Here is a 17745-nt window from a genome sequence, read left to right on the forward strand (position 1 = left end):
CAGACGCATGAAAGGAGGCTAGGTGTGATTTCTCACCACGTACGCCAGCTGGGCAAATCCGCAAGCATCCGCAGCTCTGCTTCGTGTCCCAAGAGCCCCTGGTAAGACCTCCGCCGGATGTTGACCGGGCGGAGGCTTGGGTGCGTAAGAACCACCAAGTTGGTACCGAACGCAGCCAGCCCATCGAATGTGACACCACGCCGAACTGGCCCCCCTATCGAACTGGCGATGGATTGAAAGGTGGTGCAATCAAGCAGGTCGCGCAGCTCTGGTGATAGCCGTGCCAAGTGGGGCAACGTCTCCTTACCGAGAACCAACACCACGCGTGGCCGCTGAGCGTCCAACTGCTTCAGGAAGAAGCCGGCGCACCAGTCGACGTAATCGATGTCGCGGCGGCCAGGGCAGGGTCCGGTAGCGCGGTCGCGATGGCGGAGCCCCATGTAGAAGTTGGTGCAAAAGGCCCAGCTGGGGTCGATGCCGGCTTGGTCGAAAAGCGCCAGCAGCACGCGCCAGGTTGGCATGTTCACAGGCTCAGCGCCGCGTTGCAGGCAGTCCGCATAGAAGTCCGCAGTGTGAAAGTCCTGGCCTAGGACCATGATTCCGCCGAAGGGGAAAGGCGGCAGCGGCGACCCGGCTTGCGCCCCAACCAGCCCGAAGCCACCAGGGAAAAATGCCAGGCCAGGGATTGGCTCCGGCACTGGCAGCATCCCGACTGGATAGTCGTGGCGGCGGTGCTGCGTGGCCCAGAGCTGCTCAGAAGGATGCCCGTTCATGCCACCACCCCTGCAATCGCGCCCAGGTAGCGCTCCAACACGGGAGTGACATGCGGATCGTTCAAGGGATCAATCCATTGGCTTGGAGGCGGCACGGACACCACGCTCAGTCTCTTCCTCTCGTAGCGGTCGATGCGAAAGGAGCAGTGTGCTCCCTTGATGCCTTGGACGTCCTCGCCGCCGCTCATATCGGGGCTGCCCAGCAACTCCCTCATTCCTTCGCGGGGGATGGCGCCGACGCAGAGGATCAAGCGCGGCTTCAGCTGAGGGAGTAGCTCGCGCCATAGTTCTCGGCACCACTTCTGTAGATCGCTCCAGCGGTGCTGACGAAGCTCCTTCTCGCCACTGGCGCGGAACGGCGCCCAGTTGGCATAGGTCACACCGTTGAGGCTCAGCCTCGCGATGCGCAAGTACTCGGGTATGGGACCTTGAACCTTTGAGTGCGCTCCCCAGTCTTCGACCAGAAAGGCACTGCCGCGTTCCTGGCTGTAGCGGCCATGAAAACGCCAGTTGCCACCAGCAGCAGGGTGAATCCCCAGGACCAAGGGGCGACGTTCTTCGGCCCATGCGCGTGGGTGGTACCAGAGGCGCCAGCTTTTGTCGAAGCCATAGTTACGGCATGCCTCTTCGATGCGTTGTTCGATTTCGGTGTGGTTCATCATTCAGAGTGAGTTGGTCACGTAGTTCTTGTGCTGGCGGCACGATGAAGGTTTCTGATTTGGTTTTGAAGCCCCCTTCCACTACCGGTGTTCTCCTTGCGCATCAGGCAAGCGACTACTCCCGCTTTTCGATGCCTCCAGAGCCAGCCGTGCCGGGCTCGGCGCCAAGGGTGGAAGCCCAACTCCAAGGCGATGCGAATGATGCGAGGGTCAGTTTTCATGTCTAAGAACCTAATACTTTTGAATACACCCTGGGGTGCTGTCTCTGACTGGCTGAGATGCGGAATCTCAAGCAGCTGAAATAGATCAGTTCGTGCACAGCCCCTACGCAGAGCTAGGCCAGTATCCATTTAGGAACGTCGTACTTATCAAGCTTCTTCTCAATAGCTTCATCAACGAAGGGCCACATCTCTGGGTGATTCTCACTAAGCCATTCGAAGCACGCGTCAAAATCAGGTGCCTGTCCGTCCTCGCAAAACTGAGCCAAACGCTCAGGGGAAACGATGGGCTTGTCCTCAGAGAGCGACTTAAAGATCATTTTCTGAAAATCGCAAAGAATGTCGGCCGCGACTTCGCCATATTGATCGCCAGCCGCTTCTTTAACCTCCTTGGGAAGATCTTTCCTTTCCATTCGCTTGCTATAGGCATATAACTTAAACAGCCGATAGTCATGATCCTGGACTGCTGCCTGCAGGAAGTTGTCCACCAAGACTTCGGCCGCATAAGCCAAATGGGCCCTTTCCTCTTTCCAGAAGTTCCTTGTTGCTTCTTGAAGTGATTTTGCAAAGATCATATCCTCGCTGGACTGGGTGAAGCGAAAGAATTCAATTTCCAAGGCTTTCTGCATGACTGCTGACAGTGAGATTTTGGAGAGCATCGGCTCAATTCGCGCTGCGAACTCATCTGGGAGAGAGATCGTGAATCGCTTGGCCACGGATGAGGCTTCGGTACGACGTTCATAACCATACACCCTGCGTTCATAAGCCGTATGAAAGCCCTGGGGGCTTCACAAACTGTTATGCATGCCGTATGAAAGCCGCTGGGCCCGTTGGCTTGGGGCAGTGAGTGCCGGTAGGCCCCTCATTCGTGCATCAGTCCCAGTGCCCTACAGAGCACCTGTCAACTCGATAGGTAGCGGGGTTAGGCGCGGACAACCTCCCCGCAAAACGGGATCTGGCCAACCTTCCCGGCCGTGGCCCAGAGCTCAGCCACATTGCGGCCGTATGTGTCGGTGGCCTTGGCGGTGCGCATTTGCCCCATAGCCGGCCACGCCAGCAAGGCCCCAAGACTCACCAGACAGGGGAGGACGGCCCTGCGCATCAAGGGCGGATGGACTCCGCAGGAGCGGTGCGCTGCAGCAGCAGTTCCAGCTTGCGATCCTGGCGCTCCAGCACGGCAAGGAAGCCGGCAACGGTGATTCCCAGCACGATCAGCCAGGCCAGTGAAGTCCAGCCCACAAGCTGCCAGGGGTTGGGGCCAACTGCGGCCCTTGGAGGCATTCCCGGTGGTGCCGGTGCCGGCCGCCACGAGCTGCTGGGGACCCCGTGCTGCTGGGGCTCCAGATCCAGCATGAGGCGCAGCAGGACTTCCGGGGTGGCCGGCACGAGTGCGGAACTGGCCTCGGCGTCACTGAACCGGCCAGCAAGGAGCTCACGGCAGCGCTGCAGTCCGCCGCCGGCCCAGAACAGGCCCCAGGCGCGCTTGTCCATCTGCAGGGCCACCCAGCGGTGGGGGCGAGCGTCGTTGCGGATCAGCTGAGCGGCCTTGGCCAGCGTCCAGCTGCGGCCTGCGGCCACTGAGGTCTGCGCCTCCAGCAGCAGGCGGCCCTGCGGATCGCGGCTGTAACCCGTGGCCACCTGCAGGGAGAACACATCGATGATCTGCACCCGGCTGCTGTGCCGCCGAGGCTCCTGACCTGGCGCCCAGAACACCAAGGCCTCGCCCTCTGTGCTGATGCAGGCGTCGGTCTGGTTGTTGGGGGGCATCGTGCTCACAGGCGGGGCGGCCGCAGCTGAGAACTGGGGGGTCTGCAGCCATTCAAGGCCAGGCTTTGGCTGGCCGTTCCGGATGTTTTCTTCTACGCCCTACGGGGTGGAAGGCATGGGATCAGCCGGGGCGATTCAAGCGCTGCAGTCGCAGGGCGCTCACTGAGGCGATGGCTTCGAAGTCGGCGCCGAAGCTCACCAGAATGGCGTCGTGATGCATCGCCACGGCAGCCACCAGGAGATCAAGGCTGAGCACGGTGCGGCCAGCCTGGCGGCAGGCCTGGCCCAGGGCGATCGCGCGCTGCCATAGATCCTGTGGTGTGGGCAGGCAGGGCAGGGTGGCGAACTGGGCCTCCAGCAGGCGAGCCTCCTCCGGCCGGGCAGAGCGGAGCACCTCAAAGAGCACCGGTTCGGCCAGATGGGCTGCGGGATCCAGCACGTAGGGGGCGATGAACTGCTTGAGCGGGGCCGGGCTGCGGGCGCGGGTGAAGTCGATCCAGAGGCTGGTGTCGAGCAGCAGCGTCACGAGGCGGTCTCCTGATCACGCTGGCGCTCACGCTCCTGGTCGGCCTCGAAGTTCTCCAGCTCCACGCCCCACTCACCGCTGAGGAAGCGCTGGGCGATCTGGGCACGCCGCCGCCGCTGCAACGCCTCCTCCATCAGGCGGCGGATCGCGGGCCCCTTCTTGCGCTCGCCCGTGAGATCCAGGATTTCAGCCATCTCTGTTTCAGAAAGCTCAACGGTGACTTTCATGGTTTTCACCTCAGAGAATCTGACTCTAAGAACAGCAGGGCGTGTCTGGTCGATCCTGCCGAGGTGCTCCAGCTCCACCACTGCAGCGCCGCCTCCTCCCGCTCAGGCATAAAGCCCTATTGCCCTCGCCGCCTGGTCGTCCGATCGTGACGACATCAACAACCGGGAGGCTCCAGAGCATGGACGACACCCCACCTGAGCAGCCGCCAGGAGTGCGCTGACGATCCGGCCCCTGCTCCAACACTCTCAACGGATCACTGGCTTCCCTGGCGTGTGACACCTTTTCGTGAAGCGTCGCCGTCCATCGCACCGCCCTAGGTGCCCCGGACCCAACGGGAAGCCCCACTGGAACCCTGGCCCCAGGTGCCAGCGTCAGCAGCTCCGCCCAACAAACCATGATCAAAGCCCGGTGGCCTCGTCGCCGGGCTTTGTTGTGTCTTCGCGTGCTGGAGATGGCCCCAATAGAAAGGGCGCCCCGAGTCGAGCGCCCTACTGCTTCGCAGAAGCCAAGGGCTAGGGCCGGTTGCCGGGTTGTGGATCTACACCGTCCGGGTCGAAGCCTCTGATTCACAAATAGATCCGCTGGCCCGCCTTGTCAGTACGGCAAGCCGATCACGGCTCCAAGGCAGCAAGCTCGACCAGGAAGGCCTTGCTCACCACTGGGGGCCGCAGGCTGCCCAGCCGGCCTTGCGTTTCTCACCCCAGAGCCTGATGGCCTCCTCTCGGCTGTACTCCCGGCGGTGCTTGAGCAGCGGGATGAGCTCTCCGGGTAACAGCTCACCACTCACGACCTCGAGCCTCTGACTCCAGCGGTCGTAGCGGACCGGCCGGAAGTGCAGCACCTGGCGGCCGTCGCTGAGCCAGCCCTCCTGGGGCGAAAGCGGAGGTCGTTTGCTGGTGGCCATGCCCTGCTCATCCCACCTCCGGCGCCCAGCCCCGTTGGCGCGTCATGTCATCGGTCCAACCCTGGCAGCGGTGAGTGAGGTGCTCTCCCTGAGCCAGCAGGCCCTGGTGCAGTTGGCAGGTGAGCACCGGGATGCAGTTCACCCCAGCGTGGTGCCTGAACCAGTGGCAGGTCATGCAGACCTTGCGGCTGCGGGTGGTGACCAGCACCTGTTCATCGAGACAGGGCCACTCCTCGACAGTCGCTTCTTCCCCGGTGGGGTCCGTGTCTCGACGGGAACCGCGAAAGCGAGCAGGGGGAGCAGACACGAGACCAACAGGCGAGAAGTACGCCCGTACTAGCAGGAGTGCTTTCGAGTTGGCCAGCGCGGGCGCGACGTCCTGCGCCCGTGGCGGCTGGAGGGCGGCTCGACACCACGGCCAGGATGCCCCTGGCGGGGCGCGGCGCGGGTGTCCGTCGCGCGCCCTCCATGACCGCCATCGCCTGCATCGGCGTCGAGTTCCTCGAGCCGGCCGATCACCCCGGCGCCCTGGCCCGCATCTGGTTCCTCGATGCCACCGGCCAGGCGGTGCGCCCCTGCCGCCTGGTGCCCGCACCGATCGCCAAGCTGCGCGGCCGGCAGCTGCAGCACTTCTTTGGCGGCGAGTGCTCGCTCTGGTTTCGCTGAGGCCCACGGGGCTCGACGCCAGGGCTTTGAGCCTCGTGCTGGCGGGGTTCTTGGCCCAGCACGCACGACACTCAGCCGCCTACATGGCGCGATCGCCACTGCCCCTGTTCGGTTGCAGCCGTTGACGAACGCGGCTGGCGGAAGCAAGGAGGAACAACCCTTTTCACGTCTCCAGCAGGTTTTCGAGCCCATCACCGCCGGGCAGTCGATAGACGCCGAAATCGCGTCGATCCAGCGTCGCAATGCGACGCAGCCCATGCTCATGGGCCAACCAGAGCAGCGAGGCATCGGCCAGATCCATCGGCAGATCGCCGTACTGCCGCATCCAGCTGGCCATCAACTCCAGGGCGGATCCACTCAGCTCCGCCACGCTCAGGCCACCAAGTGAGACCCACCCGAGAAAGCGCGGTGCCACATCCGCCGGAATCAGATGACAGACCTCGGTGAGAACCGGCCAGGTGGACACGAAAGCACCGCTGTGCTCCAGGAAAAAAGCAGCACAGGCCTCGTGGTCCTGGTCACTGCGATCGAACCAGGCGACAAGAGGGCCGGTATCGAGGAGGGTGGCACCACGAAAGCCGGGGCTGTTCACCCTTTCGGCTCGCTCAGTCGTTGCTGCACGTGTTGCCGGCCCAGCTTCTGGCGGAGTTGGGCCGAATGGTCCCGTCCCCGGCTGGTGCTGGCGCTGCCTGGGGGGCCGCTGGAGAAGCTGCCGATCAGACCAAGGCGCTCAGCCAGGGCCGCAGGGCTGGTGGATTGCCGCTGCAGCAGCTCAAGACCGGCCTTCACGACCTCGGTCTGGCTGAGACCAAGGGTCTGGCACAGGCACTCAAGCCTGGCTTCGCTGCCGTCATCCAGGCGTACGGAGATCGTCCGCATCGCTGTGCCTCACTGTAATACGTTGATAATACAAGGGATTGGCTGGATTCGCCGGACAGCCTCTCGATCCAGAACCAGGCGTCACCCAGCACCGCTGGGGGTTGGTTCCCAGCTGGCTGAAGGACACCCGCGGCAAGAGCCGGCTGGGAAGCGGCGATTCCGCTCGACTGGTTGTGGTCTCCCCGAGTGGTCAACGCTGCTGTGACCAGGGGTCTGCATGGCTTCAGGCGTGGATCCGAAGCGTTGTGAGGCATCGGCTCGTCGGCCTGGAACTCAAACCCTCCCAGCGCCATTTCCAGCACCAGCCAGCCGCCGACCCTGATGAGACAGGCCTGGCTGCGGCGCCGGTTGTGATCAGCGCTGCGGCGTGACGCTGGTGGCGTGTCAGCCATGAAGAAGGGCGCCCCGTGTCGGGCGCCCTTGGGCCGGTTGCAGGGTCTCGGCTCGCGCTGCCCTGGTCGTGGCCTCTGATTCATTGATAGAGCCGTTTGGCGATGGTGTCAGTACGGCAACCCGATCACGAGGGTGGGGCCTTGGCTCGGCTCAGAACAGTCCCCAGCCGTGCCTCGATCAACCGGCAGCACTCCTGCACGTCGCTCGCGCTCTCCACCCCCTCGCCGAGCGAGCAGAAGAAGTCCCACCACAGAGCCGGCACCGCCAGCAAGATCAGTGGCCTGCCGCCGTTGAGCGCATGGGCGGCTTCCGAGGCTGTGCCGGGGCCACCGCCCCCGCAGACCACCACCACATCGGCGCTGAGCACGTTGATCACGTTGCGGGCCTTGCCCATGCCGGTGAACAGGGCCAGATCCAGGTCCGCCGTGTTTTGCCTGTCGTCAGCCTTCCCTTCATCGGGCAACACCCCCACCACCAGGTGCCCCTCCACCCGAGCCGCGCCGCGGCTGGCCGCTGCCATCACTCCAGCCGGGCGGCCACCGGTGAGCAGCACCCACCCCCTGGCGCTGATGCACTGCCCCAGCTCCTCGGCCAAATGCATGGCCTCCGCTGAGGCCCCCTCCCCCGCACCCATCACGCCCACCACCGTTCGCCGGTTGCTCATGCCACCTCCGGACACCAGCCCCGCTGGCGCGTCAGGTCGTCGGTCCAGCCCTGGCAGCGGTGGGTGAGGTGCGCGCCGTGGGCGATCAGGCCCTGGTGCAGCTGGCAAGTCAGCAGCGGGATGCAGTTCGCCCCGGAGTGGTGGCGGAAGAAGTGGCAGGTCATGCAGACCTTGCGGCTGCGGGTGGTGACCAGCACCTGCTCATCGAGATAGGGCCACTCCTCGATCGGACTCTCGAGCCGGGAGGCCAGTGCTGCTGGAGAGGGACGGGGAGCCGCCATGGACCATTCGATGCGTACGCCTGTACTAGCACGGTTTCCGGCTGTCGCGACCATCGGCCGCTCGATGGCCGCAACCCACTGGCCGAACGAGACGCCTGCCGTGACGAGCGGGCCCCGGGCCCTGGCCGGACCAAAGGCAGCCCGAGCCACTAACACTTCTGCGGCTGTCACATGACCCCTTATTGAGAACAGTGAGAGTCGTTGCGGTGCAATGCCTTTGCTTGATCCCTCTGGAATGAGGCTGCGGCGGTTCTCGGGATGCCCAACCGCGGGACTCCCGGAGCCGGATCACCAGGGGGCGATCCTACGGCTGACCACCAAATCTGGCGGTCGATCAGGCGCAAGGCTCCACCGGTAGTGGCAAGACCCCGTGAAACGGTCAGAAGCCGGTGCTAGACCTTGGAGTCCGCACGGCACGGCCCTTCCACGCAAGAAGGGCCCAGGGACTCTGACCTCCCTGAGCCTCCCCTTGCGGGTTACTCCACTGGTCTTGGAGCACCTTCATGCTGAATCATCCCGGGCAGCCTCCGGAGCCCGATCCGCACGACTCCACAACCTCCCATCCATGGGGTGGGACTGGGTCTGCGCCGCTCAACCGCTCCCACCAGGTGACATCGATGGGGATGTCCCGGCCAGGGACGGCAGTCGATCACGCCTGAGGGGAGAGCGGAACGATGGCGACGGATCAACCGACGCGAGCCCTGCTCCACAAGGTGGTGACGACAGCGAAAGGGCCCTCCGGCACCTTCTACACGGTTGCCTACTTCGAAGACCCCGAAGGCGACAAGCTGCTGGCGTTCGCCAGCTCTGAGCACTTCGGGGACCTGAATCTTCTCCCGCTGATGACAGGCCACGAGCTCGCTTTGGCCTCTGGAAGCGGCTGCCTGGAAGTGTTGCCGCTGCACCTCCAGAGCGAAGAGGTGCAGCAGCACATCGCCGAGCAATGTTCACCCCTGTCTGGCATCCGTCCCATGCCCACCTTCGGTTGCTGGGCTGATGCCGGCGCGGCGCGATTCAACCCCGAGGAGACCTCCTGAGCGGCTGCGCCCCAGCGGATCCCTCCATCAGGCAGCGACCTGCTGGTGCTGCACCAGGTAGGCCTCGATCCAGTCGTGGTGACGCTTCTGCAGGATCCGATCGGCGATGGAGGTGGCCTCCTGGGGCACCTGGAACCGCTTGCGGAATGCCTTGGTGAAGACCTCCAGCACTGGCCGAGGCAGACCGCGCAGGGTGGAGAGGACCTGGCGGATGACGGCGGGGTCGAGGGGCGTCAGGCCGGGGTCGTCGCTGGCTTCCGCTACGGCGGTCGGGGCCACGGGGGACGGGCTGCGCTGGATCGATCGTGTGCCGTTGCTGGCACTGACAGGCAGAAGAGCGCTGCTCTCCCCTGTCGCCTGGGTCACCTCCCGCTGCTGCTTGTCGTAGAGCGCCAGGCCGAAGGGATTCCCGAAGGTCATCAGTGCCCGCTTCATGGCGTCGGTTTCGGCCTCCTTGAGGGCGGACTCATGGGCCTGGCCCAGATCGGCGTCGATGCCGTGGCCAGCACCGCTGCCCTCACGGATCACCGCGGCTGCACTGGTGGTGCCGCCGACGGTGACGCGGACCCGGGCGGTGTAGGTGACCCCCCAGCCGGGCCGGGCCTCCCGGCCTGGGCCCCTGGCACCGATGGGGCGCTCGGCCTGGTTCACGCAGCGGACCTCGATGGTTTCGCGCTGCCAGCCATCGAACCCGAAGATCCGATTGGCTTCCGCGATCACCTGCCAGCCCTCCAGGTAGCTGACCTTGGTGCGGCCCTGCTCGCGCTGGCGCACCTTGGCGCGATCGAGGGGGGCACAGAGGGAGGCGATCTGCTCGGCGGAGAAGGTGCAGGTCATGGCTTCGAAGGGGTGAGTGGGAAAAGGGACCGGGATCAGTGGACGGACGTTTCAGGCGGCAGCGGCTCGATCAACACCCAGCAGGGCGGCTCGCTGCAGTGGATGTGATCCGGCGAGGGCCGCCGGCCCGGCTTGCGGGTGATCGGCACCACCCAGCTGCTCAGCCGTGTGGACCAGATGTGGCCCCTGGGCCGCGGGCTGGTGGGTGTGGTGGTGGAGCCGGCACTGCCGTAGGTGGAGAGATCCATGGGTTCTGACGTGGTGGAGATGTCGACTGGAGGCGTGTCTGGGCCCGCCCCTGCAGCAGGCCCCTGTGAAAGGGGGCACTGCCCCCTCAGTGGATGCGCCAGGAGCGGCGGGAGAGGAGCTGGACGCCAGGGATCTGCTGGCCGGCCTTGAGGGCTTCCTTGATGGCGGCCTTATCGGGCTGGCTGGTGGTTTTCACCGTCAACCACTCGGGTTCGAGGGCCTGCTCGTCGTCGATCACCACGGCCTGGGATCTGCGGCTGCTGAGCTCGTGGTTGGGGAAGGAAAAGCGAGTGGCCGCCGGCTGCAGGCGGGTGAGGACCAGCACCAGCGATTCCTCCAGGGCATCGGCCCGGCCGGCATCGGAGCGGGCAAGCTCCGTGAGCCGTTTGGCCTGCTGCTGGCGGTAAGCGGCCTGGCCGCGCAGGTGCTCGATCACCCAGCAGGTGGCATCGGCCTTGGCCGCCAGGGCCTGCCTGTTGCCTTCCTCGGCCAGCAGGGCGGCCTCCAGCTCAGCGAGGGCTGACTGGCGCTGCTCGGGGTCATCGGACTCCAGCTGCTCGGCCAGTTGGCTGATGGCAGTGGTGAGCTCCTGGGCCTCGATGCCCAGCTGCCAGAGGGAACCGGCGCGCTGCAGGGAGCAGGCCGGGCCAGCGGCCTTTTGGGGAGCCGCTGCTGGGGCAGTGGCGAGAGCGGCGGGAACGGTGGGGATGGGGGTGAGAACAGGCATGACGGTGAGAGGGGGATGGGACAGAGGCGCCAAGTGGCGGGGAAGGCTTCAAAGGCAAGAGGCCGCAGCCGGATCGGCCCAGCGGCCGGCTGATGGGCTGACTTCCACCACGGTGATGGGCACCGGCGCACGGGAAGCCATGCGGCGGGCCTGCTGCACCAGCGAGGCCGTGCCGGCGCCACCGGGGAAGGCCACCACCAGCACGGAGACCAGAGAACCAGCAGTGCTGCAGGCCTCTGCCTGGGTGATCGCCAGCTCGAGCAGCTGCCGGTTGCGGATCGGCCCGGCGGCCCGGCCATGGCGCCGCCATTCGGCAGGAAGGGCATGAGCCGGCCAGCCCAGCTGATGGGCAGCACGGGAGATGGCGGCATCGGCGCCGCGGGCCCCGCCATGGAGCAGCAGATGGACAAGCCGACCACCGCTGCGGGCGAGAAGCTCCGCCGCCACGCGCTGATGGGGCCAGGCCAGATCACGACCGCCACCGGCAGCGATCACAATGGAACGAGACGGGCCCATTGCGGGCCCGGAAGAATGACAGACAGCCATGGAATCAGTTGCCGTAGATGACAACTGATCGGGGCATCATGCCGCTCGTGCAAGCGCGGCAATGATGGCGAGATCAGGGGATTATGTTGCCGCAGGCGATGGGCTCGGGGCCTTTGGCGCAGCTCTTATTCTACCAGAACACGTGTACTTCTGATTCTGCAGACCCGCTGCGGTAACTGGCTTCTCCGGGGCTCTGTCTGAGGCGGATGGGCCTGGATGAAGTGTCAGCCAGCTGGCCATCTTGACCACCGGCCTGAGGCTCCAGGCCTGACGGACAGCCGCGCAGCCGCGCGAGGCAACTCCTCGCAACCAGCGCCCCTGATCCACCACCTGCGGCCCGAATACGCACCGCCACCGCAGCCGCGGGAGAGGCGCCGGGCAGAGGTGACCTCAGCCACCCATCCCGGCGGCGGCGAGGAGCAAGGAGATCACGCGAGCGCAAGGGTCGGTGACCGCGCAGCGGCCTCACCGACTCGCGCAGCCCTTGTGCCGTGTGACACCATCACGCCCCGCTGCCGGGGTGGCTCCAAGGCTCAGAGCATGGCCGGGGTGCCGACGCACACCCTTGAGCCCTGATCGCTGGCGAGGACTTCGATGCCGCAGCGGATCCTCTCCCGCAGGGCTCCCACATGGCTGATGATCCCGATCATTCGCCCCCCTTCCCGAAGGCGGTCAAGTTCATCCATCGCCAGCTGCAGGTTGTCGGGATCCAGCGTGCCGAAGCCCTCGTCGATGAACAGGGCATCGAGATGCACCCCGCCGGTATGCGCCTGCACCGTGTCGGCCACACCGAGCGCCAAGGCGAGCGAGGCCTGGAACGTTTCGCCGCCCGAGAGGCTGCTCACCTCCCGCTCCTCGCCCGTGTAGGCATCCAGCACCCGCAGGCCCAGGCCGGCATTGCGGCCACCGCGGCCGCCCTCATCAGTGAGCCGTAGCTGATAGCGACCCGACGTCATCAGCTCCAGCCGCTGGTTGGCATAGCGGCAGATCTCCGCCAGGTAAGCCGAAAGCACCCAGCGCTGCAGGGAGATGAAGGGAGCTGCTTTGCCCAGGCAGCGATCGGCCACAGCACTCAGCAGCTGGGCGCGTTCACGCTTCTGCACCAGGGAAACTTCACCCTCACGATGCTCGCCGGCCAGCCGTTGAATCTCGCCCTGGCCACGGCGGGCTTGGGTGTGGCGCTCCACGGCCGCCGTCCGCGCCGCATCAGCTGAAACCACCATCTCTGCAGCAGCAGCGGTGTCCGGTCGCTCCTGGGGCAGGTCGGCCAGGTCCGGCGAGGCCAGGATGCCGGTCTGCCCGGTCACCTCCTTCTCAAAGGCCTCGATCCGCTGCTCCCACTTCTGACGGACAGGTTCATCCTTGAGGGCCGCTTCCACAGCCCTGACATCGGCAAACTCCGATCCGCTCAGTTCCTTCTCCAGACGGGCTGACGCCTGCTCCAGCCGCGTTGTGGCACTGGTGCTGGCCTGGCAGCTTCCCGCCAGTGCCTTCAGGGCCGCTTCAAGGGGCACGAAGGTCTGGAGCACAGCCTGCGGATCGACACCCTCCCCAAGCTCCTTGACGATTTCCGCTGACAGGGTTTCGGCCCGCTTGGCTTCATCGGCGGCGGTCTGGCCCTGCAGGGCAATCTGCGTCGTCGCCGTCTGGATCGCTACCTCGAGGTCCCTCAGGTCCTGGTCGTGCTGGCTGATCGCCGCCTCCAAGGTGTCGACCGTCTTGGCCAGGGCTTGTGCCGCAGCCAGTGCTTCGGCGGATTGACTGGCTGCCTTGCGGGCAGCCTCAGGATCGTTGGCGGCATCGCCGGCCTTCTCGAGCACCGCCTTGCGTGCGGCCAGGGCTTCGGCGACCGCCACCGCAGCATTCTCGGCAGCGTTGGTCGCCGTGGCCAGAACGGTCTCCGCCGCGGTGATCGCGTCGTCGCTGACGGCATCCTCCGAGGGCTGGGCTGGCGCGGGATGCTCCAAGGAACCGCAGACCGGGCAGGGGGCACCGTCCTCCAGGCCCCCAGCAAGGCGGGCGGCCATGCCGGCGATCTGACGCTGCCGCAGTGCCACAAAGGCCGCGTTCGCCTTGCTCACCTGCGCATCGGCGCTCGTCTTTGCGGCGACGGCATCGCCCTCTCTTTTCTGGGCTTTAGGCAAGGCGTCTACAGCCCCGGCACGCTCGCGGGCCTCCTGGGCCGCCCGCTGCAAACCGTCGAGTTGGTCACGGGCCGAGCAGGCCTTGGTGAATGCTTTGGCGGCCGCTTCCCGCTCCTGCTGCCTCGTTTCCTTGGCGGTGGTGCTGGTGGTTCGCTCCGCTTCCGCCTTGCTGGCCAGCCCAACAGCATCTTCAGCCTTCTTCTTCGCTTGGGCCGCCTCAAGAGCCTTCTTCGCCAGTCCACTCACTTCCGCCCGACGCGCCGCCAGGTCGCTGGTCGCCTCGTTCAGGTCTTCCAGGCTGGGTAGGGCCAGCAGGTCGAGCACGACCACCGAGACCGGCAGGGCCTGCGCGTCGTCCCTGGCACGGATGGCGGCCTGCAACTGCACCTTGATGCTGCCCTGCAGCGTGTTCAGGGCAGCTCGCGCCGATCGTTCTGCATCCACGCTGGTGCGCAGGGCCTCGGCTCTGACAGCAGTGGCCAGCTGCAGCTTCAGCATCTCGACCGTGTCCCGCTGGGCTTCCAGTGCCTCGAGCTTTGCCTTGGCTACATTCCGCCGATCCCAGCGGTCCGCCACCTTGTCGATCTCGGCCTTCGCAGTCTGGGCCGACTTCCAGGTTGCGGTGGCCTGCTTCAGAGCACTGTCCGTTCCCACCACCACCGCAGCAATCTGCTCGATTAGTCGATCCAGGCCCGCCTGATCCGTTGGCACTGCTTCACCGGCTTGCGCCTCCTCCTCTTCCGCCTCACCCTCCGCTGGGGTTGGGGCAAAGGGGCCCCACTCATGGGCAGCCTGGTTGCGCAGCACCTCCTGGGCCCTGTTCTGCTCGGCCACCTCGCCGCGGGCAGCCTTGGCCTTGTCCTCCAGCCAGTAGCCCGCCTGCTCGAACACCACCGTGTCGAACAGGGTCTTGAGCAGGGCCTCTCGCTCGTCGGCCTTGGCCCGCAGCACCTCGGCGAACTTGCCCTGGGGCAGCAGGATCACCTGCCGGAACTGCCCGGCGTTCAGACCCACCAGACCCTCCACTTCCCGGGTGACTTCGGTGGTCCGACTGACGATCACTTCCCGCTCGGTGCCGACCAGCCGGTAGAGCGCTGCCTGCGGCGCCTTCTCGGTGGTTCCCTCCCCCCGGGTCTTGAGGGCTATGTAGGCAGGGGAACGCTCCACCAGGTAGCGGGCCCCGCCGGAGGAGAACTCCAGGCTCACCCGTGGCACCGCCGCGGGTTCGGCGTGGTCCGATTTCAACGCCTTGACGCTGCGATCACCCGACACCTCCCCGTAGAGCGCGAAGCAGAGGGCATCAAGCAGGAAGGTCTTGCCGGCACCGGTGGTGCCGTGGATCAGGAACAGGCCTTCCTGGCTGAGCTCATCGAAGCCGATCTCCACCGGCTCGGCGTAGGGCCCGAAGGCCTCGATCCTGAGGTGATGGGGTTTCACCGCTCCCCTCCCTTGCTGACCGCTTCGAGGGCCTCCTGCAGGAGTTCAGCCTCCGCTTCGCTGGCTTCTCGCCCCTGCTGATCCGCGAAGAACGACGTCGCCAACGCCAAGGGCGAGGTGGACTGCCGCACCTGTTGATTCCGCTCACTGGCGGTGGAGCGGACCACATCCGGCGGCCGGTGTCGCAATTCGGCCACGTGGGGGAACCGCCCGCGCAGGCGAGCCATGGCCTGCAGGGGCAGCGCCTCGTCGGTGAGGATCACCCGCACCCGAGCCTCCTCGGCCGAGGCGAACTGCGGATCCGTAAGCAGTTGCTCGATCCCACCCTTGATGGTGCACAGCGATCGCCCCACCCCCAGGGGCACGATCTCCACGGCTGCGTTGCCAGCGGCATCCAGCTCCACGATCCGAACCGACTTGGTGTGGTGCTGCTCCGAGAAGGAATAGGGCAGGGGGGTGCCGGAGTAGGCCACCCGTGGTCCATCCAGTTGCTGGGAGCCATGCAGATGGCCCAGGGCCACGTAGTCGAAGCCGGCGAAGGCTTCCACACTCACCCGATCGACGTTGCCGATGGTGAGCTCCCGTTCCGATTCGGAGCTCTCCCCGCCCGCCACGAAGGTGTGGGCCACCAGCACCGAACGGTGATCCGGGCGCCCCTGCAGATCCCGGCGGATCCGATCCAGTGCCAGGCGGGTCACGTCCTCATGGCGCAGGCGGGCCGGCACTGGTGCAGCCTCCTCATCTGCGGAGCTGGCCAGACCTGGCCCATCCACCGCTGGCTCCAGATAAGGGAGGGGGTAGACCGCCACAGGTGAACCTCCAAGCCGTGGGCTCACCAGCACAGGTTCGTGGGCCCGACGCACGTCACCCCGGATCGTCACCCCGAACGAGCTCAGCAGGGGGTCATAGATCGACACCCGCACATGGGAATCGTGGTTGCCGGCGATCGCCACCACCGCGGCTCCGGTCTCTCGCAGTTGGGCCAGGGCGTCGTTGAACAGCTGCACCGCTTCGGCCGGGGGAATCGCCCGGTCGTAGATGTCGCCCGCGATGAGCACCGCATCGACGGATCCCTCCTTGGCCAGCTCCACGATCCGGGCCAGGGCAGCCGCCTGGTCTTCGAGCAGGGAGCCCCCGTGGAAATTCCGGCCCAGGTGCCAGTCAGAGGTGTGAAGCAGCCGCATCAGAGAGTCTTGCTGTCAGTGTCCCGGCACGGGCAGATGCTTGCCGCAGTGGCCGATCACGACCCTTCCCGCCTCAGGATCCCAGAGGAAGTGAACCCGCAGGGTGCGATTCACCGAATCCTTGACGCCGATCTTCAGGTGCTGCCACATCACCACCTCCTCTCCCCGGTAGCTGAAGGTACGTGCGCGCCTGGCCGTGGGGCTCTTCTCGATGCCATCGGATTCGCGGGCCGCAAAGGCATTGGCTCCGAACACCTGGATACCCACCACATCGGGCTGGCCGGCCAGACGGGCTTCTCGATAGCCGGTGGCCAGTCGCCAGAGCCGTTGAAACAGCCGGTCCCCCTGCTCGAAGCCGGCCGCTTCATCAGCTGATTTCCAGGCCGAGTCGAGCACCACGAAGCTCTCCGGGCAGAGCTCCTCCACCAACTCCAGGATGCGGCGGGGCTTGAGACCGGCAGCGGTCTTCTGCAGCACGTCCAGCAATCGATCCGTGAGTGCTTCTTCCGTCTCCTGCGCTGCTGCTGAGGTCAGGACGGATGGGGCCTCCAGGCCTCCACCAACCCCATCACTGAGTTCATAGAAGAAGTCGAGTTCTTCCTGCTTCAGTGCCAGGGAATTCTCCAGCTCCTCGCGCTCCAGCGTCAGACCATCGTTCTCCTTGATGGCCAGGTCGAGCTCCTGCTTGGCAATGGAGAGAGCCTGGGCAAGTTTCTCGGCCTCTGCTTTGGCAAGGTCCTTCTGGTCCTCGGCCTGCTCAGTACGTTTCTGCTGCTGCTGCCGGCTGTTCTCGAGTTCGCGCCGAAGGCGCGCCTCATCGGCGCGGGTGGCGGCCAGGCGCTGGCTGATCTCCTCCTGCTTGCGCTCCAGCTCCTCGAGTCGTTCCTTGCGCTCGCGCTGGCGGGAGGTCTCACTCGGCAGACCGAACTGGGAGCGGATCAGTTGCTCCACGGCTGCCTCATCGGCAGGGGCACGCCCCGTGGAGTCCGTGAGACTCAGGTACCAGGGATAGTGGCGGCCATCCTGGGTGGGGTAATAGCTGTAGCCGCACTTGCTCACGTCGTAGGCCTGGCTGAGCAGCTGCTGCAGTTCACGAAAGGCGGTCTCCGTGCCGCTGATCACCAGCCGCATCTTGTCCGCGCCTGAGGTGCGATCGAAGTCCCAGGCGAAAGCACTGTTGACGCCCAGTTCCTTCAGCCGGCGGCTGGCCTTCTCGATCGGAATGGAGATCTGCAAGCGGAAGGCGTCCCGCCTGGAGGTGGTGGACAGACCCGTGACCACCGCCGCCAGGCCGGTGGCGACATCGGGAACCTCGGCAGCAATCAGCTCCGCCATGTCCTTGGGGATGTAACCGATCCACTGCTCCTGCCAGAACACCTTCACGGCATTCGGGTCCCACGGGTTGTCCGGTTCGTGGCGCAGCAGAAGGGGATCGCCGATGGCGATGCCCAGCGCCATCTTCTCGGGGGCATCCGCGAGGCGATAGGCCAGGAAGGTCTGGAGGATTTCGCCAGTGTTCTGTTGCTGCCGCAGTCGCCGCGCCGCCTGCCTCTCGGCCGAGCCGGCAGCCTCCAGATCCCGTAGCCCTCGAAACAGGTTGCCCTTGGGAGCCATCGGCGGAAGGCT

The 17745-nt window shown here is 65.7% G+C and carries 21 protein-coding genes; 2 read left to right on the forward strand and 19 right to left on the reverse strand.

The window, feature by feature from the left end:
* Positions 1–32: 32 nt before the first annotated feature.
* The 8 genes from ACLNEE_RS11970 to ACLNEE_RS12005 all read right to left on the reverse strand — a co-directional run bounded on the left by ACLNEE_RS11970 (position 33) and on the right by ACLNEE_RS12005 (position 5283).
* The gene (locus tag ACLNEE_RS11970; protein WP_411422848.1) at positions 33–773 is read right to left on the reverse strand and encodes a hypothetical protein; all 741 of its coding nucleotides are present in this window, start codon (positions 771–773) and stop codon (positions 33–35) included.
* Positions 770–1432, reverse strand: a complete 663-nt coding sequence (locus ACLNEE_RS11975) for a hypothetical protein (protein ID WP_412007168.1) — start codon at positions 1430–1432, stop codon at positions 770–772. The genes ACLNEE_RS11970 and ACLNEE_RS11975 overlap by 4 nt, the downstream gene beginning before the upstream one ends.
* Before the next feature lie 334 nt (positions 1433–1766).
* The gene (locus ACLNEE_RS11980) at positions 1767–2366 is read right to left on the reverse strand and encodes a hypothetical protein (protein ID WP_411422850.1); all 600 of its coding nucleotides are present in this window, start codon (positions 2364–2366) and stop codon (positions 1767–1769) included.
* 385 nt (positions 2367–2751) lie between these two features.
* Positions 2752–3417 carry a hypothetical protein gene (locus tag ACLNEE_RS11985; protein ID WP_412007169.1) on the reverse strand — a complete coding sequence of 222 codons (666 nt, stop codon included), beginning with the start codon at positions 3415–3417 and terminating at the stop codon, positions 2752–2754.
* Positions 3418–3538: 121 nt separating this feature from the next.
* Positions 3539–3943, reverse strand: a complete 405-nt coding sequence (locus tag ACLNEE_RS11990; protein WP_411422852.1) for a PIN domain-containing protein — start codon at positions 3941–3943, stop codon at positions 3539–3541.
* Positions 3940–4137 carry a hypothetical protein gene (locus ACLNEE_RS11995; protein ID WP_412007170.1) on the reverse strand — a complete coding sequence of 66 codons (198 nt, stop codon included), beginning with the start codon at positions 4135–4137 and terminating at the stop codon, positions 3940–3942. Before ACLNEE_RS11995 ends, ACLNEE_RS11990 begins: the two co-directional genes overlap by 4 nt.
* 686 nt (positions 4138–4823) lie before the next feature.
* The gene (locus ACLNEE_RS12000) at positions 4824–5075 is read right to left on the reverse strand and encodes a DUF1651 domain-containing protein (protein ID WP_411422854.1); all 252 of its coding nucleotides are present in this window, start codon (positions 5073–5075) and stop codon (positions 4824–4826) included.
* A gap of 7 nt (positions 5076–5082) precedes the next feature.
* A complete protein-coding gene (locus ACLNEE_RS12005; RefSeq protein WP_412007171.1) occupies positions 5083–5283 on the reverse strand; it encodes a hypothetical protein in 201 nt (66 codons plus the stop codon).
* A gap of 179 nt (positions 5284–5462) precedes the next feature.
* Between ACLNEE_RS12005 and ACLNEE_RS12010 the strand changes: the two genes are divergently transcribed.
* A complete protein-coding gene (locus tag ACLNEE_RS12010; RefSeq protein WP_412007172.1) occupies positions 5463–5741 on the forward strand; it encodes a hypothetical protein in 279 nt (92 codons plus the stop codon).
* Positions 5742–5904: 163 nt separating this feature from the next.
* Here ACLNEE_RS12010 and ACLNEE_RS12015 read toward each other — a convergent pair whose 3' ends face one another.
* The 4 genes from ACLNEE_RS12015 to ACLNEE_RS12030 all read right to left on the reverse strand — a co-directional run bounded on the left by ACLNEE_RS12015 (position 5905) and on the right by ACLNEE_RS12030 (position 7958).
* The gene (locus ACLNEE_RS12015; RefSeq protein WP_411422857.1) at positions 5905–6333 is read right to left on the reverse strand and encodes a type II toxin-antitoxin system VapC family toxin; all 429 of its coding nucleotides are present in this window, start codon (positions 6331–6333) and stop codon (positions 5905–5907) included.
* A complete protein-coding gene (locus ACLNEE_RS12020) occupies positions 6330–6620 on the reverse strand; it encodes a hypothetical protein (protein WP_259739100.1) in 291 nt (96 codons plus the stop codon). Before ACLNEE_RS12020 ends, ACLNEE_RS12015 begins: the two co-directional genes overlap by 4 nt.
* A 517-nt stretch (positions 6621–7137) precedes the next feature.
* Positions 7138–7677, reverse strand: coding sequence for an SLOG cluster 4 domain-containing protein (locus ACLNEE_RS12025; protein ID WP_411422858.1), 540 nt, complete (start codon positions 7675–7677; stop codon positions 7138–7140).
* Complete coding sequence (locus ACLNEE_RS12030; RefSeq protein ID WP_412007173.1) at positions 7674–7958, reverse strand: hypothetical protein; 285 nt, start codon at positions 7956–7958, stop codon at positions 7674–7676. The genes ACLNEE_RS12025 and ACLNEE_RS12030 overlap by 4 nt, the downstream gene beginning before the upstream one ends.
* Positions 7959–8632: 674 nt before the next feature.
* Between ACLNEE_RS12030 and ACLNEE_RS12035 the strand changes: the two genes are divergently transcribed.
* Positions 8633–8995: a hypothetical protein gene (locus ACLNEE_RS12035; protein ID WP_411422860.1), complete on the forward strand. Its 363-nt coding sequence runs from the start codon at positions 8633–8635 to the stop codon at positions 8993–8995.
* Between the two features lie 27 nt (positions 8996–9022).
* On the opposite strand, the gene ACLNEE_RS12040 is transcribed toward ACLNEE_RS12035, so the two are convergent.
* The 7 genes from ACLNEE_RS12040 to ACLNEE_RS12070 all read right to left on the reverse strand — a co-directional run bounded on the left by ACLNEE_RS12040 (position 9023) and on the right by ACLNEE_RS12070 (position 17733).
* Entirely contained in the window at positions 9023–9832 is an 810-nt protein-coding gene (locus tag ACLNEE_RS12040; RefSeq protein ID WP_411422861.1) for an RAD52 family DNA repair protein, read from the reverse strand.
* A gap of 35 nt (positions 9833–9867) precedes the next feature.
* The gene (locus ACLNEE_RS12045; protein WP_411422862.1) at positions 9868–10080 is read right to left on the reverse strand and encodes a hypothetical protein; all 213 of its coding nucleotides are present in this window, start codon (positions 10078–10080) and stop codon (positions 9868–9870) included.
* Between the two features lie 86 nt (positions 10081–10166).
* Entirely contained in the window at positions 10167–10808 is a 642-nt protein-coding gene (locus ACLNEE_RS12050) for a siphovirus Gp157 family protein (protein ID WP_411422863.1), read from the reverse strand.
* Between the two features lie 48 nt (positions 10809–10856).
* Positions 10857–11303, reverse strand: a complete 447-nt coding sequence (locus tag ACLNEE_RS12055; protein WP_412007174.1) for an SLOG family protein — start codon at positions 11301–11303, stop codon at positions 10857–10859.
* A 584-nt stretch (positions 11304–11887) separates the two neighbouring features.
* A complete protein-coding gene (locus ACLNEE_RS12060; protein WP_411422866.1) occupies positions 11888–14935 on the reverse strand; it encodes an AAA family ATPase in 3048 nt (1015 codons plus the stop codon).
* The gene (locus ACLNEE_RS12065; protein WP_411422867.1) at positions 14932–16119 is read right to left on the reverse strand and encodes an exonuclease SbcCD subunit D; all 1188 of its coding nucleotides are present in this window, start codon (positions 16117–16119) and stop codon (positions 14932–14934) included. Before ACLNEE_RS12065 ends, ACLNEE_RS12060 begins: the two co-directional genes overlap by 4 nt.
* A gap of 15 nt (positions 16120–16134) precedes the next feature.
* On the reverse strand, positions 16135–17733 hold the full coding sequence (locus ACLNEE_RS12070; protein WP_411422868.1) for an HIRAN domain-containing protein: 1599 nt from the start codon (positions 17731–17733) through the stop codon (positions 16135–16137).
* Positions 17734–17745 lie beyond the last annotated feature (12 nt).

This window comes from Aphanothece stagnina RSMan2012, from assembly GCF_046764815.1.
Taxonomy (GTDB): Bacteria; Cyanobacteriota; Cyanobacteriia; order PCC-6307; family Cyanobiaceae; genus NIES-981.

Bases quoted from the DNA above. Each gene is read 5' to 3' on its own strand.
- ACLNEE_RS12020 (WP_259739100.1), bottom strand. From the start codon at position 6,620: ATGCGGACGATCTCCGTACGCCTGGATGACGGCAGCGAAGCCAGGCTT.
- ACLNEE_RS12040 (WP_411422861.1), bottom strand. From the start codon at position 9,832: ATGACCTGCACCTTCTCCGCCGAGCAGATCGCCTCCCTCTGTGCCCCC.
- ACLNEE_RS12000 (WP_411422854.1), bottom strand. From the start codon at position 5,075: ATGGCCACCAGCAAACGACCTCCGCTTTCGCCCCAGGAGGGCTGGCTC.
- ACLNEE_RS12050 (WP_411422863.1), bottom strand. From the start codon at position 10,808: ATGCCTGTTCTCACCCCCATCCCCACCGTTCCCGCCGCTCTCGCCACT.
- ACLNEE_RS11975 (WP_412007168.1), bottom strand. From the start codon at position 1,432: ATGAACCACACCGAAATCGAACAACGCATCGAAGAGGCATGCCGTAAC.
- ACLNEE_RS12030 (WP_412007173.1), bottom strand. From the start codon at position 7,958: ATGGCGGCTCCCCGTCCCTCTCCAGCAGCACTGGCCTCCCGGCTCGAG.
- ACLNEE_RS12035 (WP_411422860.1), top strand. From the start codon at position 8,633: ATGGCGACGGATCAACCGACGCGAGCCCTGCTCCACAAGGTGGTGACG.
- ACLNEE_RS12045 (WP_411422862.1), bottom strand. From the start codon at position 10,080: ATGGATCTCTCCACCTACGGCAGTGCCGGCTCCACCACCACACCCACC.
- ACLNEE_RS12025 (WP_411422858.1), bottom strand. From the start codon at position 7,677: ATGAGCAACCGGCGAACGGTGGTGGGCGTGATGGGTGCGGGGGAGGGG.
- ACLNEE_RS11995 (WP_412007170.1), bottom strand. From the start codon at position 4,137: ATGGCTGAAATCCTGGATCTCACGGGCGAGCGCAAGAAGGGGCCCGCG.
- ACLNEE_RS11985 (WP_412007169.1), bottom strand. From the start codon at position 3,417: ATGCCCCCCAACAACCAGACCGACGCCTGCATCAGCACAGAGGGCGAG.
- ACLNEE_RS11970 (WP_411422848.1), bottom strand. From the start codon at position 773: ATGAACGGGCATCCTTCTGAGCAGCTCTGGGCCACGCAGCACCGCCGC.
- ACLNEE_RS12065 (WP_411422867.1), bottom strand. From the start codon at position 16,119: ATGCGGCTGCTTCACACCTCTGACTGGCACCTGGGCCGGAATTTCCAC.
- ACLNEE_RS12070 (WP_411422868.1), bottom strand. From the start codon at position 17,733: ATGGCTCCCAAGGGCAACCTGTTTCGAGGGCTACGGGATCTGGAGGCT.